Consider the following 15404-nt stretch of genomic DNA (forward strand, 5'->3'; position numbering starts at 1 on the left):
GGCTCTTTGTGGCGAGGGAGCTTGCTCCCGCTGGGCTACGAAGTAGCCCCAAAGTCTTTTTGGGCGGGCTTCGCCCACCAGCGGGAGCAAGCTCCCTCGCCACAGGGTCAGTGTCGATAGCCTCAGGGTCAGTGCCGATAGGTCGAACCGGTGTGTTGTTCGGGTAGATGGGCCTCGGCGTGAAACAGCTTTTCCCGCAGGGTGCCGGTGTCGTATTCGGTCTTGTACGAACCGCGTCGCTGCAACTCGGGGATCACCAGGTCGATGAAGTCCACGTAGCTTTGAGGCGTGACGATGCGGGTCAGGTTGAAGCCGTCGAGGCCGGTTTCGGCGATCCACGATTCCAACTCATCGGCCACCTGTTCGGGCGAGCCGACCAGGGTGATGTAGCGACCGCCCAGGGCGTGTTGCTCCAGCAATTTGCGCCGGGTCCAATCGTTGTTCTGCAAGGTCTTGGTGGCGGACTGGATGGCGTTGCTCTTGACGTACTGGATCGGTTCGTCCAGTTCGTACTGGGAAAAATCGATCCCCGTCGACGCGGAAAAATGCGCCACCCCGGCTTCGGCGCTGGCGTAGCCCAGGTACTCGGCATGCTTGGCCCAGGCGGCCGCTTCGGTCTCGCCGACGATCACGTTCAGGCCCATGAACACCTTGATGTCTCCGGGGTTGCGCCCGGCCTCGGCGGCGCTGGCGCGGACCTTGTCCACCTGGACCTTGGTCGCCGGTTTGTTCTGGCCGCTGATGAACACGCACTCGGCATGCCGCCCGGCGAACAACAAGCCGCGCTCGGAACTGCCGGCCTGGAACAGCACCGGGGTGCGCTGGGGCGACGGTTCGCACAGGTGATAGCCCTCGACCTGATAGAACTCGCCCTGGTGGCGGACCTTGTGCACTTTCTCCGGCCGGGCATAAATCCGCTGCTCGCGGTCGTTGATGACCGCGTCGTTTTCCCAGCTGCCCTCCCACAGTTTGTAGAGCACTTGCAGGTATTCATCGGCCTGGTCGTAGCGGCGATCATGTTCGACCTGCGCCGTCAGGCCCATGGCCTTGGCCGCGCTGTCCAGGTAGCCGGTGACGATGTTCCAGCCGACCCGGCCGCGACTCAGATGGTCGAGGGTGCTCATGCGTCGGGCGAACAGGTACGGCGGTTCGTAGGTCAGGTTGGCGGTGAGGCCGAAGCCGAGGTTTTTCGTCACGGCGGCCATCGCGGACACTAACAACAGCGGGTCATTGACCGGCAGTTGGATCGACTCCTTGAGCGTGACGTCCACCGACTGTTGGTACACGTCATAGACGCCGACGATATCGGCGATGAACAGCCCGTCGAACAACCCGCGCTCGAGCAGCTGCGCCAGACCGGTCCAGTATTCAATGGTGTTGTACTGAGTCGAGGTGTCCTGAGGATGAGTCCACAGGCCATGGTTGATGTGCCCGATGCAATTCATGTTGAAGGCATTGAGCAGGATCTTTTTCTTGCCGGCCGCCATCAGATCGTCCCCCGCAGCGGCGGTTTTTCATCGTTGAGGTAGAAGTTGCCCACGGCGTGGTATTTCCAGCGCACCGGGTCATGCAGGGTGTGCACCCGGGCGTTGCGCCAGTGACGGTCGAGGCCATGTTCGGCCAGGGTCGCCTGGCTGCCGGCCAGTTCGAACAGTGTGCTGCTGGCGGCCAGGGAAATTTCGGTGCTGATGGCGCGGGCTTCGGCCACGGCAATCGAGGCGGCGGCGACCGTGTCGGCATTGGTGTCGGCCTGGGCCCGATCGAGGAATTCACCGGCGCGTTCCAACAGGGCTTCGGCGGCGTGCAGGCGGATGCTCAGTTGGCCAAAACTCTTGAGGGTGTGCGGGTCTTCGGTGGCGACGTCGCTGGTGGCGTCGATCCAGGGGCGGGTTCTGCTGCGGACAAAATGCAAGGCGTCTTCATAGGCGGCGCGGGCGATACCAGTGTCGATGGCGGCATGAAGAATCTGCGCCAACGGCCCCACCGGTGTGGGGCGTTCGAAAGCGCTCTGGAAGGGCACGATGTCGTCGGCGACGACGTAGACATCTTCGAATACCACCGACCCACTGCCTGTGGTGCGCTGGCCGAAACCGCTCCAGTCGTCGATCACCGTCAGGCCTTTGCTGTTGCGAGGGACGAACGCCAGTTGTTGCACGCCGTTTTCATCCACCACCGACGTGGGGATGCGTTGGGCGTAGATCGCCCCCGTGGCGTAGAACTTGCGGCCGTTGATGCGATAGCCCTCGCCGTCACGGCGCAGTTGGGTGATGCGGTCATGGGCAGTCTTGGTGCCAAGTTCGGCCAGGGCGTTACCGAAACGTTGCCCGGCGAGCACTTCGGCGTACAGGCGTTGTTTTTGCGCTTCAGTGCCGTTTACCCGTAGCACTTCCAGAGCGTAGAAATGATTTTGTGGGATCTGCCCAAGAGAACCGTCGGCTTGAGAGATCAAGGCGATCACTTTGGCCAGGGTGACGTTGGACACACCGGCGCCGCCATAGGCCTTGGGCACACTGATGCCCCACAGGCCAGAGCGGGAGAAGGCCTCCAGTTCCGGGTACGGCAAGCGCCGCTCGCGGTCGCGCAGGGCACTGTCGCGCTTGAAGTCATCGGCCAGGTCACTGGCCACGATCAGGGCTTGTTCATCGCTGGTGATCACCGCGACGTGTTGGGAAAACGTCATGTACTGCTCCAGAGGTCGGGTCGTCAGATCCAGGAATGCCGGGCCGGCAAGGTGCCATTCAGGTGGTAGGCGCCTATCGCGTGATACTTCCAGCGCACCGGATCGTGCAGGGTGTGGACCCGTGCATTGCGCCAGTGACGGTCAAGATTGAATTCGGCGAGGGTGGCGCGGCTGCCGGCCAGTTCGAACAGTTTTTCGCTGGCTTGCAGGGCGATCTCGGTGGTGAGTGCCTTGGCTTCGGCCACGGCAATCGAGGCGCGGGCGGACGATTGCGCCGTGATGGGGGCGGCGCTGACCTGGTCCAATACGTGCCCGGCCTTGCGCAGCAACGCTTCGGCGGCGTGCAGTTCGATTTTCAGCTTGCCGATGTCGGCGATCACGTAGAGGTCATCACTGGCCCGCTCGACTTTGGCGTCGATCCAGGGGCGGGCCCGTTCGCGCACGAAGGCGATGGCATCGTCGATGGCGCCACGGGCGATGCCGGCATCGATGGCGGCCTGGATCAGTTGGGAAATCGCCCCTTGCACGCCGGGCGTTTCGTTGATGCGCCAGTTCTCCAGCACCAAGTCGGCATCCACTCGCACATTGTTCAACAGCACGGTGCCGCTGGCCGTGGTGCGCTGGCCGAAGCCTGACCAATCGTCGACGATCCGCAGACCAGGGGTGCCGCGCCGTACGAACGCCAGTACTTGCCGGCCCTCGTCATTCAGCGCCTTGACCGCCACCCAGTGGGCAAACAGCGCGCCAGTGGAATAGAACTTCTGGCCATTGATAACGAATCCGTCACCGTCGGCGGTGATCCGCGCCTTGAGTTCAAGGGTATTGCGGGTGCCGCGCTCGGGCCCGGCGTTGCCGATGCGCCAGCCTTCAAGCACGCTCTGCAACAGGATTTTTTTCTGCCGCTCGGTGCCGGTACCGAGAATCAGTTGGAGCACGCCGAACTGGTTCTGAGGGATCTGCCCGAGGGCCGGGTCGGCGGCGGAAATGATTGCGAACACGTCGGCCAGGGTGACGAACGACACCTGCGGGCCGCCGTAGGCCCGGGGGATGGCGATGCTGCCCAGTCCGCTGCGGGTGAATTGCTCGATTTCCGCCCAGGGCAGCTTGCGTTGCTGGTCACGACGGGCGGCTTGCTGACGAGCCACCTGTGCCAGTTCATGGGCGGCTTTGATCGCCTCGGCATCGTTGCGCAACACCTGTGCGGGCAACAACAGCGGAGCGATGTCCAGGTCGCTCTGGACCTTTGCTTGCGCCAGATCCGACATTACAGCCACTCCGTGGCTGCGGGCAGTGCCTTGGCAGACTGCACTGGGGTGATTGTGTTCCGTTCCATACCCACCTCACATCTCAAGAAACGCCGCGATGAAGGCGGCGAGCAAAAATCAAGAATGTCCGGTGGTCCGGTTTATATACCCTAAGCGTGTGTAATTTATTTTTGAACTAACTTTTAGGAATATGGATAGGTTGGTTTTAAATTGAAGCTGGTGTGCTCACCTGGGTGAAGCCGCTTTTTGTGGCGAGGGAGCAAGCTCCCTCGCCACAAAAGCATGTGTATCGCCGAAACGTTTGCATCAAGGCTCTCGGCGGCGCGTTTCGGCGGCCATGGGCGCCGGTTTCGGTGACGTGCTCAGGTACGGATTGGCGCAACCGATCTTCAACGTCCGTGGCGGTGCCCAGTGGGAGTTGTTGCCCACGCGATCGAGGATGCAGTAGGTCACTTCCAGGCGCAGATCTTCTCCCGCTTCCAGGATGATCTGCGGCGGGACCCAGATATTGATCGGCTGGCCGACTTCGCTGGCGGTGAGGGCAGGCAGGTCCATGCGCACATCGCCCCAGCGCAGGGTCACAGCGTCGCCGGCGGCCATGTTCCGGTAGGGTTCGATGGTCAGCGGTACGCCGCGCTTGATCTGGCTCGGGTTCACCCCTTGGCGCCGGATGGTGGTGGGAATGCGTACCGGCGCCAAGCCCTGGTTTTCATCGCCGCTCAGGGCCAACGGTTGGCCACCGGGACAATCGAGCTTCACCAGCACTCGTTGCCTGGCCGACAGCGCCGGCCCGCGTCCAACCTGCATCACCCGATAATGGATGCGCGAGGTCCCGTTGACGATGAAGCTCTCCGGGACCCGCATCGTAATGTTGCCCGATACGTCGGCCTGCGACAGCACGCGCGAACCGACGTAGCAGTTGTCCCAGTACAGTTCGATCAGGTCACCGGCGTCCATGCCGGGGTAAGGTGCAATGGCGACCTCCAGGTGGGCGGCGTTGGCGATATTGATACCGGTAGGGTGGGCATTGGCCAGGGTGGGGGCTGCCAGTTCAGGACTCTTCGACTTACATGTCATGGTGTTCTCCTTGATGCTTGAAAACTAAGTCCGTTTCGGGAAGATCAAAAGGCGATGGATCATCGCGATATATTTGTGCAGCCATATGGGCTGTCTGCGCTTAGTCACTGCGCAAACTAAATACTGTGCGTCGCCTGTCGGGCACTAGATAAGGGGTCTACAGTTTCAGTGTCAATAGAGCCAGTTGCTTAATAACTCATTGTGAAAGGCTTCAGAAATATCCTACGCATGCATGTTAAGAATGCGCGGCGCCGCAGGCCGATTTCCTAGGATCGTTGGTTTTTCGAATAAGGCTAGAAACCGCGACTGACAACTAAGTTTGTGAGGGCTGCGGAGGTGAAGTGTTGCGAGAGTTATATAGAGGGTCGCTTCCTATATAAAAGCGGAGGCTTTAAGTGAGGCGTAAGTTGCAAGTTATGTCGTTCGGATAAAGTGGCTGGTGATGTCGTGTTAGTTGTGCGGTCTCACTTCCATCCCTGGAAGCGATAACACCGATTTACTGGTCGCCGTGTCCGGCAGAGAGGAACTTGCTGAGGAACTGCCGCGTGCGTTCTTCCTTGGGGGCCGCAAACAAGGCCTTGGCTTCGCCTTGTTCGACGATCACGCCTTTGTCGAAAAACACCACGCGGTTGGCCACGTCCCGGGCGAAGCCCATTTCGTGGGTCACGATGACCATGGTGCGTTTTTCTTCGGCCAGGCCGCGAATGGTTGCCAGGACCTCGCCCACCAGCTCCGGATCGAGGGCCGAGGTCGGCTCATCGAACAGAATCACCGCCGGTTCCATCGCCAACGCCCGGGCGATCGCCACGCGCTGTTGCTGGCCACCGGAAAGGCGTCGTGGGTAGGCGCCTTCCTTGCCGGACAGGCCGACCTTGGCCAAGAGCTTGCGGCCCAGGGCCTCGGCTTCTGCGCGTGGAGTCTTTTTCACCACCAGCGGGCCTTCGATCACGTTCTCCAGCGCGGTGCGATGGGGGAACAGGTTGAAGTTCTGGAACACGAAGCCCACCTGCTGGCGTAAACGGCGCACCAAGCCTTGTTGCTGGTTCAGCGGGCGACTGCCATCGATCTCGATGTCGCCGACCTTGATCCGGCCGCTGGTAGGCTCTTCGAGGAAATTCAGGCAGCGCAGGAACGTCGTCTTGCCCGAGCCGCTGGGGCCGATGATCGCAACCACTTCGCCTTCTTCGATCTTCAGGTCGATGCCGTTGAGCACCACCTGACCCTTGAACTGCTTTGTCAGTTTTTCCACGACAATCATGGGTCAGGACTCCTGGTCATGCCGATTGACCCGGGCTTCCAGGACGTTCTGCAGGTGCGAGAGCACGGTGGCAAGAACCCAATAGATCAGCGCGGCGGCAAGGTACATGGTGAAGATTTCGAAGGTTCGCGCGGTGATCAGCTGCGCCTGGCGGAACAGCTCCGGTACCTGGATGGTCGCCGCCAGCGCGGTGTCCTTGACCAGGGAAATGAAGCTGTTGCCCAACGGCGGCAGGGCCGTGCGTGCGGCTTGCGGCAGGATGGCCCGGCGCAGGGTCTGGGCGCGGGTCATGCCGATACTCGCCGCCGCTTCCCACTGGCCGCGCTCGATGGAACTGATGGCGGCCCGCAGGATTTCACACGCATAGGCGGCCATGTTCAGCGAGAAACCGATCAGGGCCGCTGGCAGCGGATCCAGCTCGATGCCCAGTTGCGGCAACCCGTAATAGATCACGAACAACTGCACCAGCAACGGCGTGCCACGAAAGAACGACACGTAGATGCGGGCGATCCAGTTCACCAGCTTGAAGCGCGACAAGCGCATCAGCGCCAGGCCGAACCCCAGCAGCAAGCCGAAAAACATGCCGCCGAGGCTGAGGATGACCGTGTAATACGCGCCCTTGAGCAAAAAGGGCGCGGAATCCAGTGCGAGTTGAAGAGCTGCTTCCATTATTGGGTAACGTCAGCGCTGAAGTATTTTTCCGAAAGCTTTTTCAGCGTACCGTCGGCGCGCAGTTTCTCGATGGCCTTGTTCACGGCCGCCAGCAGCTCAGGCTCGCCTTTGCGCAAGGCAATACCGGACTCCTGGCGCGAAAAGGCTTCGCTGGTGACGGTGGTGTCCTTGGCTTTCTTGGCGTATTCCAGCGCGGCCAGGCGGTCGATCAGGATGGTATCGATACGGCCGACGCGCAGGTCCTGGAACTTGGTGGGGTCGTCATCGTAGGTTTTGACTTGGGCGCCCGGTACTTCTGCCTTGACCCACTGCTCGTAGTTGGTGCCCAGGCCCACGCCGACTTTTTTACCGTCCAGGTCAGCGGCCTTCTTGATGTTCAGCTCGTCGGCTTTCTTGGTCAGTACCAGCGCCTGAATCCCGGAAACGGTGTACGGCTCGGAGAAGTCATACTTTTTCTTACGTTCTTCGGAGATGGTCACCTGGTTGACCACTGCGTCCAGACGCCCGGATTCCAACGCTGCGAGGATGCCGGCCCATGGGGTCGTCTGCAGCTTGACCTTCACCCCCAGTTCCTTGGCCAGGGCTTCGGAGAACTCCACTTCGAAGCCGGTCAGTTTGCCGCTGTCATCGACGAAACTGAACGGTGGATAAGTACCTTCCAAGCCGATCTTGATTTCGTCCGCGTCCTTGATTTTCTGCAGTTGCTCACCGGCAACCGCTTGCCCCAGCAGCCCGGCGCTCAATGCCAGGCCCAGCGAACCCACCAACAGGTTGCGACGTAATGCGGAAAAATTCATGACAAGCCCCTGTGTTTTCTTATGAAGAGGTTATTTTGGCTGAGATAAGGCGTAGCCGCGACCCGAAAGGATTGCCACATCCTGCCTTAAAGCAGCCTGGGCGTCTCGCGGCAAATGCGCCTGTGGCGAGACTATAAGTTGGCTTTTATAGATTGGAAAATAATATTAAATCAAGCATGTATGCTCATTTGGAATGAGAACCTGTGGCAGCGAGCTTGCTCGCGATGGCGGTGGATCGGCCGAAAATGTATTTGGCTGACCTACCGCTATCGCGAGCAAGCTCGCTCCCACAAAAGCCTGCTACCGAGTCTTCACTAAGCCTGGAACGCCGCGCTGTAGGCAAACAACGCCGGTGCGCCGCCGGTGTGCAGGAAGATGATCGGGCCTTCGTCGAAACGGTCGCGGCCAATGCCGTCGAGCAGGCCGGCCATGGCCTTGCCGGTGTAGACCGGATCGAGCAACAGGCCTTCCTGGCTGGACAGCAGCTTGACCGCCGCCAGTGTCCCGGCATTCGGTTCGCCGTAGCGGGGGGCGAAGTATTCATCCCACAGGTTCACCTTGAACGCTTCTGGAAGGGCGACGTCCAGCAACGCTGCCGTGCGCTCCGCCAGGCCCTGGACCTTCGGATACTGGTCCTCCTCGCTGCGCGAGACCGTAACGCCAATGACCGGAAGCGCCGGCAGGCTTTCACTCAACGCCAGCGCCAGGCCGCTGTGGGTCCCGGCACTGCCCGAGGCCAGTACCACGGCGGCGAACTCGATCCCGGTGTCCCTGATCTGCTCGGTCAGCTCCAGGCCGGCGCGCACATACCCCAGCGCGCCCAAGGCGTTCGAACCGCCAATCGGCACCAGGTAGGGCTTTTTCCTATTGCTGCGCAGGCGACTGGCGAGGGCCTGCAATTGCTCGTCGGCGTTGTCCAGGTTGTCCACCAGCTCGACCTTGGCGTCGAACAGCTCCAGCAACAGCCGGTTGCCGTTGCCCAGGTAATTGCTGTCTTCGGTGCCGATGGGGTTTTCCAGCAAGGCCACGCAACCCAGGCCGAGCTTCGCGGCCAGGGCGGCGGTCTGGCGTACATGGTTGGACTGGATCGCCCCGGCGGTGATCAGGGTATCGGCACCTTGGGCGATGGCATCGGCGGCCAGGTATTCGAGCTTGCGCAGTTTGTTGCCGCCCAAGGCCAGGGGCGTCAAGTCGTCGCGCTTGATATAGATGTCCCGGCCGAGCCAAGTGGAGAGACGGTCGAGTTTTTCCAGCGGTGTCGGATGGCCGAGCAGGTCGAGACGGTTAAAGCGAGACAGCTGTTCTTTGATCATGAGTCCGTACTGGTTGTAGGCGATGTCTGGACTATAGGCACGCGGATATTCAGGGGCAACCGGCAATCATGGGGCGGAGCGTAAACGGGGTGGCGAATGATGAGTGAGCGCCGAAAAACCTGTGGGAGCGAGCTTGCTCGCGATAGCGGTGGGTCAGTTGGCCTATTTATTTACTGACCTACCGCTATCGCGAGCAAGCTCGCTCCCACAGGGGCTGTGTGGTGTCTGTTGAACACTGAACGAATACATACCAGGCAGCGTCTACCCTCCCACGGGCTCGCGTAGGAAACGTACCGTCGAGCCCTGCGATTAGTCCTTAGCTGGCTATTCATGTTTAACTTGAACGTTCATTCAAGTTAAACCGTCGGTTTGCTGCCCGCTCACAACAGGAGGCTTGCCTTTGCCGAGTCCGTATTCCACTGCCACCCTTTCGCTCCCCGGGGTACTTCGTTCATGAGTGCCTCGTCCCTTCCACCCAGCGGCCTGGTCCGCATGAACCCGCCGGTCTTTTACTTCGCCGCGACCTTTATCCTGCTCTTCGGCCTGGTGGTGATTGCCATGCCCGCCCAGGCCGGCGCCTGGTTGCTGGCGGCGCAGAACTGGGCGGCCAATACGGTCGGCTGGTACTACATGCTGGCGATGACGCTGTATCTGGTCTTCGTGGTGGTCACCGCCTTGTCCGGCTACGGCAAGATCAAGCTCGGTGCCGACCACGACGAGCCCGAATTCAGTTATCTGTCCTGGGCCGGCATGCTGTTCGCCGCCGGCATCAGCATCACGCTGTTTTTCTTCTGCGTGTCCGAGCCGCTGACCCACATGGTCCAACCGCCCCAGGGCGAGGCCGGTACCGCGGAGGCGGCGCGCCAGGCCATGCAGATCCTGTTCTTGCACTGGGGCCTGCACGGCTGGGGCGTCTTCGCGTTCGTCGGCATGGCCCTGGCGTATTTCGCCTACCGGCACAATTTGCCGCTGGCCCTGCGCTCGGCGCTGTACCCGCTGATCGGCAAGCGCATCAACGGCCCCATCGGCTATGCCGTGGACGGCTTCGGCATTATCGCCACGGTGTTCGGCCTCGGCGCAGACATGGGCTTTGGCGTACTGCACCTCAATTCCGGGCTCGACTACCTGTTCGGCATCGCCCACACCCAGTGGATTCAAGTCGGCCTGATCGTGCTGATGATGGGGGCGGCGATCCTCGTGGCGGTGGCCGGTGTCGACAAGGGCGTGCGGGTCATGTCCGATATCAACATGCTGCTGGCCTGCGCGTTGCTGCTGTTCGTGCTGTTCGCCGGGCCCACCCAGCATTTGCTCAACACCTTGATCCAGAACATCGGCGATTACCTCGGCGCCCTGCCGATGAAGAGTTTCGACCTGTACGCCTACAACGAGCCCAGCGACTGGCTGGGCGGCTGGACGGTGTTCTACTGGGCCTGGTGGATCGCGTGGTCGCCGTTCGTGGGGCTGTTCATCGCACGGATTTCCCGTGGTCGCACCATCCGTGAATTCGTGTTTGGCGTGCTGCTGATCCCCCTGGGTTTCACCCTGGCGTGGATGTCGATCTTCGGCAACAGCGCCATCGATCAGGTGTTGAACCACGGCATGAGCGCCCTGGGCATGTCCGCCCTGGAAAACCCATCGATGAGCCTTTATCTGCTGCTGGAAACCTACCCCTGGAGCAAGACCGTCATCGCGGTCACCGTGTTCATCAGCTTCGTGTTTTTCGTCACGTCCGCCGACTCCGGCACCGTGGTGCTTTCGACGCTGTCGGCCAAGGGCGGCAACCCCGATGAGGACGGGCCGAAATGGCTGCGGGTATTCTGGGGCGCGATGACGGCGCTGGTGACCAGTGCGTTGTTGTTCTCCGGCAGCATCGATGCCTTGAAGTCGGCGGTGGTGCTGACGTCCTTGCCGTTCTCACTGATTTTGCTGTTGATGATGTGGGGACTGCACAAGGCGTTTTACCTGGAGTCCCAGAAACAGATTGCGCAATTGCATTCCCTGGCACCGGTGTCGGGGGCGCGCCGGGGCACGGGCGGCTGGCGCCAGCGCTTGAGCCAGGCGGTGCATTTTCCGTCCCGTGACGAGGTGTACCGTTTCCTCGACACCACGGTGCGCCCGGCCATAGAAGAAGTGACCGCGGTGTTCGTCGAGAAGGGCCTGACGGTGGTGACCCAGCCCGACCCGGCCAACGACAGCGTCAGCCTGGAGATCGGTCACGGCGAGCAGCATCCGTTCATTTACCAGGTGCAGATGCGCGGCTACTTCACGCCATCCTTCGCTCGCGGCGGCATGGGCTCGAAGGAGCTCAACAACCGTCGGTACTACCGTGCCGAGGTGCACTTGAGCGAAGGCAGCCAGGATTACGACCTGGTGGGCTACACCAAGGAGCAAGTCATCAACGACATCCTCGACCAGTACGAGCGGCACCTGCAGTTCCTGCATTTGGTGCGCTGACCGAGGCTCTGGGACAGCCGGCCGTTTTTTCGATCTTCATCGGCCTCATCGCGAGCAAGCTCGCTCCCACAGGGTCAAGTGATCCACTTGTGGGAGCGAGCTTGCTCGCGATGGCGGTGTGACTGGCGACGGAGAATAGAGCCTCAGACCAGCCCGCCATTGGCCCGCAGGATCTGCCCATTCACCCAGCCAGCGGCCGGGCTTACCAGAAAAGAAATGATGCTGGCGATGTCTTCCGGCTGGCCGAGGCGTTCCAGGGGCGGCATCTTGGCGTAGTGCTGCACCTGTTCTTCACTCTTGCCGTGCATGAACAGTTCAGTGGCGACCGGGCCGGGGGCCACGGCATTCACCGTGATCTGGCGCCCGCGCAGTTCCTTGGCAAACACTTGGGTCAGGGATTCCACCGCCGCCTTGCTGGCGATGTACACCGAGTAGCCGGGCAGGTTCAGGCCTACGGTGCTGCTGGAAAAATTCACGATCCGGCCTCCGTCGTTCAGGCGGGTCGCGGCTTCGCGCAAAGTGTTGAAGGTGCCACGGGTATTGATGGCGAACGTCTGCTCGAACAGCTCGTCGCTGTGCTGCGCCAGGGGCATTACCTGAAGGATGCCGGCGTTGTTGATCAGCACATCGACCTTGCCCAGCTTCGCTTCGGTTTCATCGAACATCCGCCGCACATCCGCGGCAGAGGACACGTCTGCCTTGACCGCTATGGCTTGGTGGCCGGCCTGGCGCAATTGCACCACCAGCCTGGATGCCTCGCTGGCGCTATTGGCGTAATTGATGACGACGGCAAAACCTTCGCTGGCCAGTTGCTTGGCGATTTCGGCGCCGATGCCTCGGGAGGCGCCGGTCACGATGGCAACTTTCGAGTTTTGAACAGGCATGTGAGGGTTCCTTTGAGGTTGAGGGGTTGGATTCGTTGAAGCCAGATTCACATGTTTACTCTTGGCGATAAATGCACGAGAGTTGCCTTGACTGTTCAATTTTTTCCAACAATCAGTGCGCGGGGCTCAGATGGACCAAGTCAAGGCGATGAGGGTATTTGTCCGCATCTACGAGCGCAGCAGCTTCACCCTGGCCGCTGAAGACTTGAACATGCCCCGGGCCACGCTGACCCACACGCTCAATCAGTTCGAAGCCTGGCTGGGCGTTCGTTTGCTGGAGCGCAGCACCCGCAAGGTGCGCCCGACCCTCGACGGCGAAGCCTACTACCCACGCTGCGTGCAATTGCTGGCGGAACTCGAAGAAGCCGAGCTGGCGTTTCGCGGCGTAGCGCCCAAGGGCAAACTCAGAGTAGACCTGCATGGCACTCAGGCCAGGTATTTCGTGATCCCGGCGTTGCCACAATTCATGGCCCGCTACCCCGAAATAGAACTGTTCATCAGCGAGGCGGATCGTTTCGTCGACCTGATTGCCGAGGGCGTCGATTGCGTGCTGCGCTCCGGTGCGCTGGCGGACTCGTCATTGATCGGCCGACGTGTTGCCAACCTTCGGCAGATCACCTGTGCCAGCCCCGCTTACCTGCGCCAGTACGGCGAACCGAAAAGCCTCGATGACTTGAAACATCATCGGGCGGTGAATTACGTCTCGCGGACCACCGGCAAGCTCTATCCGTTCGAGTTCATGGTCGATGGCGAACTCAAGGAGGTGCCGATCGGGGGGACGTTCTCGGTGTCCGGTGCCGAAATCTACGCCGCCTCGGCCATCGCCGGCCTGGGCTTGATCCAATGCCCGTATTACCGAATGCAAGAGCCGATCCGGCAGGGCCTCATGCAGGAAGTCCTCCCCGCCACCCCACCACCGTCCATGCCGGTCTCGGTGCTTTATCCGCACAACCGACTCATGTCGCCACGGGTGCGGGTGTTCGTGGATTGGGTGGCGGAGGTGTTTGCGCAGGCGCGATGACCGAGTGGTGATAGCGATGCGTAGGTTGGAGAGTTGCGTTAATATTTTTCAGGGTGTGTATTGTGTGTATCAGCATCCTCTTTCGCAGCTAGAGTTTTCCGGCAGAGCTGTCGAATAAGGCAAAGGTGATGCGAAGTCGGGAAATGATCAGGAAGATCGAAGAGGATGGTTGGTATCTGGTGGCAGTCAAGGGTAGCCATCATCAGTACAAACACGCTTTCAAGGCTGGGAGGGTGACGATCAAGCATCCTGACACCGACCTGCCCAGAGGCACGATCAATAGCATATTGAAACAGGCGGGCCTGAAATGAAGCCCATGACCGATTACGAAGTCCCCTATGGGGATGCATTGTTATCAGACCGGTTGCTGCCGGATCTGGAGGAAGGATTCGTCCACATGAAATTTCCGGTCGTTCTGCACAAGGATGCCGATTCCGAGTACGGAGTGACGGTCCCGGATGTACCGGGTTGTTTCTCCGCAGGCAGTACCGTGAGCCAGGCATTCGAAAATGTGAAGGAAGCGCTCTCGTTGCACTATGAGGGCCTGATAGCCGACGGCGAGCCGCTGCCGCAGATCCATGAGATTGACGATCATCTCGACGATCCGCAATACGCCGGCGGGATATGGGGGGTGGTTGAGTTTGATGTCACGCCCTATTTCGGAAAGTCAGTACGGTTCAACGCAACGCTACCCGAGCAATTGCTTGAGCGCATCGACCAGACCGTGCGACGGGACCAGCGTTATAGCTCGCGTTCGGGTTTTCTGGCAGCGGCGGCCTTGCGCGAACTTTCAGCCTGACCGAGGCGTCTGTGAAATGTTAGCTTTTGCCACCCGCCGTCCGAACAGAGAGCCTTTTCGATGACCTACACCGCTGCGCAAAACCGCTACGAGTCCATTCCTTACCGCCGCGTCGGTCGCAGCGGGCTGGTGCTGCCGGCGTTGTCGCTGGGGTTGTGGCACAACTTTGGCGACAGTACGCCCATCGACACCCAGCGCGCCTTGCTGCGCACGGCGTTCGACTCAGGGATCAACCACTTCGACCTGGCCAACAACTACGGCCCGCCCTACGGCAGCGCCGAGATCAATTTCGGCCGATTGCTGCGCGAGGATTTCAAGCAATACAGGGATGAGTTGATCATCTCCAGCAAGGCCGGTTGGGACATGTGGCCGGGGCCTTACGGCCAGGGTGGTGGTTCGCGCAAATACGTCCTGGCCAGCCTCGACCAGAGCCTGCAACGCCTGGGGCTGGATTATGTGGATATCTTCTATTCCCACCGCTTCGACCCCGATACACCACTGGAAGAAACCGCCAGCGCATTGGCCACCGCGGTGCAGCAGGGCAAGGCGTTGTACATCGGCATTTCCTCGTATTCCGGGGTGAAGACCCGGGAAATGGCGGCGCTGCTCCAGGAATGGAAAGTCCCGCTGCTGATCCACCAGCCGGCCTACAACCTGCTCAACCGCTGGGTGGAAAAAGACCTGTTGGACGCCACCGACGAACTGGGGACCGGTGTGATCGCTTTCACCCCGCTGGCCCAGGGCCTGCTGACCGACAAGTACCTCAAGGGCGTTCCGGCCGACGCGCGGGTGAACCGTCCGGGCGGTGGCTCGTTGCAGGCTTCGCACCTGTCGGAGGAGAACCTCGCCCATGTGCGTGCGCTCAACGAGATCGCCCAGCGTCGCGGCCAGAGCCTGGCGCAAATGGCCCTGGCCTGGACCCTGCGTGATCCCCGCGTGACCAGCGCCCTGATCGGCGCCAGCCGGCCGGAGCAGATCATCGAGAACGTCGCCGCCTTGCAGAACCTGAACTTCAGCGCCGAAGAACTGGCCGAGATCGACCGGTTTGCCCAGGAAGGCGGGATCAATCTTTGGGAGAAACCTTCGTCGGCGGAGTAAGCTTTCTTGGAGGGTAGCAACCGAGTCACGGATAAGCCGCCTAGTTGGTGAAGTGTCTTATCCGTGATTATTGATGCGCACGGTTG

14 protein-coding genes are annotated in these 15404 nt (G+C 60.8%); 5 read left to right on the forward strand and 9 right to left on the reverse strand.

Translation table 11 applies throughout. The features are described from left to right. Nucleotides 1-128: 128 nt before the first annotated feature. The 8 genes from AC515T_RS01415 to AC515T_RS01450 all read right to left on the reverse strand — a co-directional run bounded on the left by AC515T_RS01415 (nucleotide 129) and on the right by AC515T_RS01450 (nucleotide 9062). Entirely contained in the window at nucleotides 129-1487 is a 1359-nt protein-coding gene (locus AC515T_RS01415) for an LLM class flavin-dependent oxidoreductase (RefSeq protein WP_496531159.1), read from the reverse strand. Then, on the reverse strand, nucleotides 1487-2680 hold the full coding sequence (locus AC515T_RS01420) for an SfnB family sulfur acquisition oxidoreductase (protein ID WP_496531160.1): 1194 nt from the start codon (nucleotides 2678-2680) through the stop codon (nucleotides 1487-1489). The genes AC515T_RS01415 and AC515T_RS01420 overlap by 1 nt, the downstream gene beginning before the upstream one ends. Before the next feature lie 23 nt (nucleotides 2681-2703). Beyond that, nucleotides 2704-3945 carry an SfnB family sulfur acquisition oxidoreductase gene (locus tag AC515T_RS01425; RefSeq protein ID WP_496531161.1) on the reverse strand — a complete coding sequence of 414 codons (1242 nt, stop codon included), beginning with the start codon at nucleotides 3943-3945 and terminating at the stop codon, nucleotides 2704-2706. Nucleotides 3946-4251: 306 nt separating this feature from the next. After that, the gene (locus AC515T_RS01430; RefSeq protein ID WP_496531162.1) at nucleotides 4252-5022 is read right to left on the reverse strand and encodes a hypothetical protein; all 771 of its coding nucleotides are present in this window, start codon (nucleotides 5020-5022) and stop codon (nucleotides 4252-4254) included. 496 nt (nucleotides 5023-5518) lie between these two features. Further along, nucleotides 5519-6280: an L-cystine ABC transporter ATP-binding protein TcyN gene (gene tcyN, locus AC515T_RS01435; RefSeq protein ID WP_496531163.1), complete on the reverse strand. Its 762-nt coding sequence runs from the start codon at nucleotides 6278-6280 to the stop codon at nucleotides 5519-5521. A 3-nt stretch (nucleotides 6281-6283) separates the two neighbouring features. Further along, nucleotides 6284-6949 carry a cystine ABC transporter permease gene (gene tcyL / locus AC515T_RS01440; protein ID WP_163006689.1) on the reverse strand — a complete coding sequence of 222 codons (666 nt, stop codon included), beginning with the start codon at nucleotides 6947-6949 and terminating at the stop codon, nucleotides 6284-6286. Further along, the gene (gene tcyJ / locus AC515T_RS01445; RefSeq protein WP_496531164.1) at nucleotides 6949-7749 is read right to left on the reverse strand and encodes a cystine ABC transporter substrate-binding protein; all 801 of its coding nucleotides are present in this window, start codon (nucleotides 7747-7749) and stop codon (nucleotides 6949-6951) included. The genes tcyL and tcyJ overlap by 1 nt, the downstream gene beginning before the upstream one ends. Nucleotides 7750-8063: 314 nt before the next feature. Next, a complete protein-coding gene (locus AC515T_RS01450; RefSeq protein ID WP_496531165.1) occupies nucleotides 8064-9062 on the reverse strand; it encodes a D-cysteine desulfhydrase in 999 nt (332 codons plus the stop codon). Nucleotides 9063-9554: 492 nt separating this feature from the next. On the opposite strand from AC515T_RS01450, the gene betT reads away from it, so the two are divergent. Continuing rightward, a complete protein-coding gene (gene betT, locus AC515T_RS01455) occupies nucleotides 9555-11516 on the forward strand; it encodes a choline transporter BetT (protein WP_496533059.1) in 1962 nt (653 codons plus the stop codon). A gap of 143 nt (nucleotides 11517-11659) precedes the next feature. On the opposite strand, the gene AC515T_RS01460 is transcribed toward betT, so the two are convergent. Beyond that, nucleotides 11660-12400, reverse strand: coding sequence for an SDR family oxidoreductase (locus AC515T_RS01460; RefSeq protein ID WP_496531166.1), 741 nt, complete (start codon nucleotides 12398-12400; stop codon nucleotides 11660-11662). 130 nt (nucleotides 12401-12530) lie between these two features. On the opposite strand from AC515T_RS01460, the gene AC515T_RS01465 reads away from it, so the two are divergent. From AC515T_RS01465 to mgrA, 4 genes are all read left to right on the forward strand, one after another. Continuing rightward, complete coding sequence (locus tag AC515T_RS01465; RefSeq protein ID WP_496531167.1) at nucleotides 12531-13421, forward strand: LysR family transcriptional regulator; 891 nt, start codon at nucleotides 12531-12533, stop codon at nucleotides 13419-13421. A 128-nt stretch (nucleotides 13422-13549) separates the two neighbouring features. After that, nucleotides 13550-13732, forward strand: coding sequence for a type II toxin-antitoxin system HicA family toxin (locus AC515T_RS01470; RefSeq protein WP_496531168.1), 183 nt, complete (start codon nucleotides 13550-13552; stop codon nucleotides 13730-13732). An 86-nt stretch (nucleotides 13733-13818) separates the two neighbouring features. Continuing rightward, a complete protein-coding gene (locus AC515T_RS01475) occupies nucleotides 13819-14220 on the forward strand; it encodes a type II toxin-antitoxin system HicB family antitoxin (RefSeq protein ID WP_024619603.1) in 402 nt (133 codons plus the stop codon). 60 nt (nucleotides 14221-14280) lie between these two features. Continuing rightward, nucleotides 14281-15318, forward strand: coding sequence for an L-glyceraldehyde 3-phosphate reductase (gene mgrA / locus AC515T_RS01480; RefSeq protein WP_496531169.1), 1038 nt, complete (start codon nucleotides 14281-14283; stop codon nucleotides 15316-15318). Nucleotides 15319-15404: the final 86 nt, after the last annotated feature.

The sequence above is a fragment of the Pseudomonas sp. FSO-7 genome, from assembly GCF_059579345.1.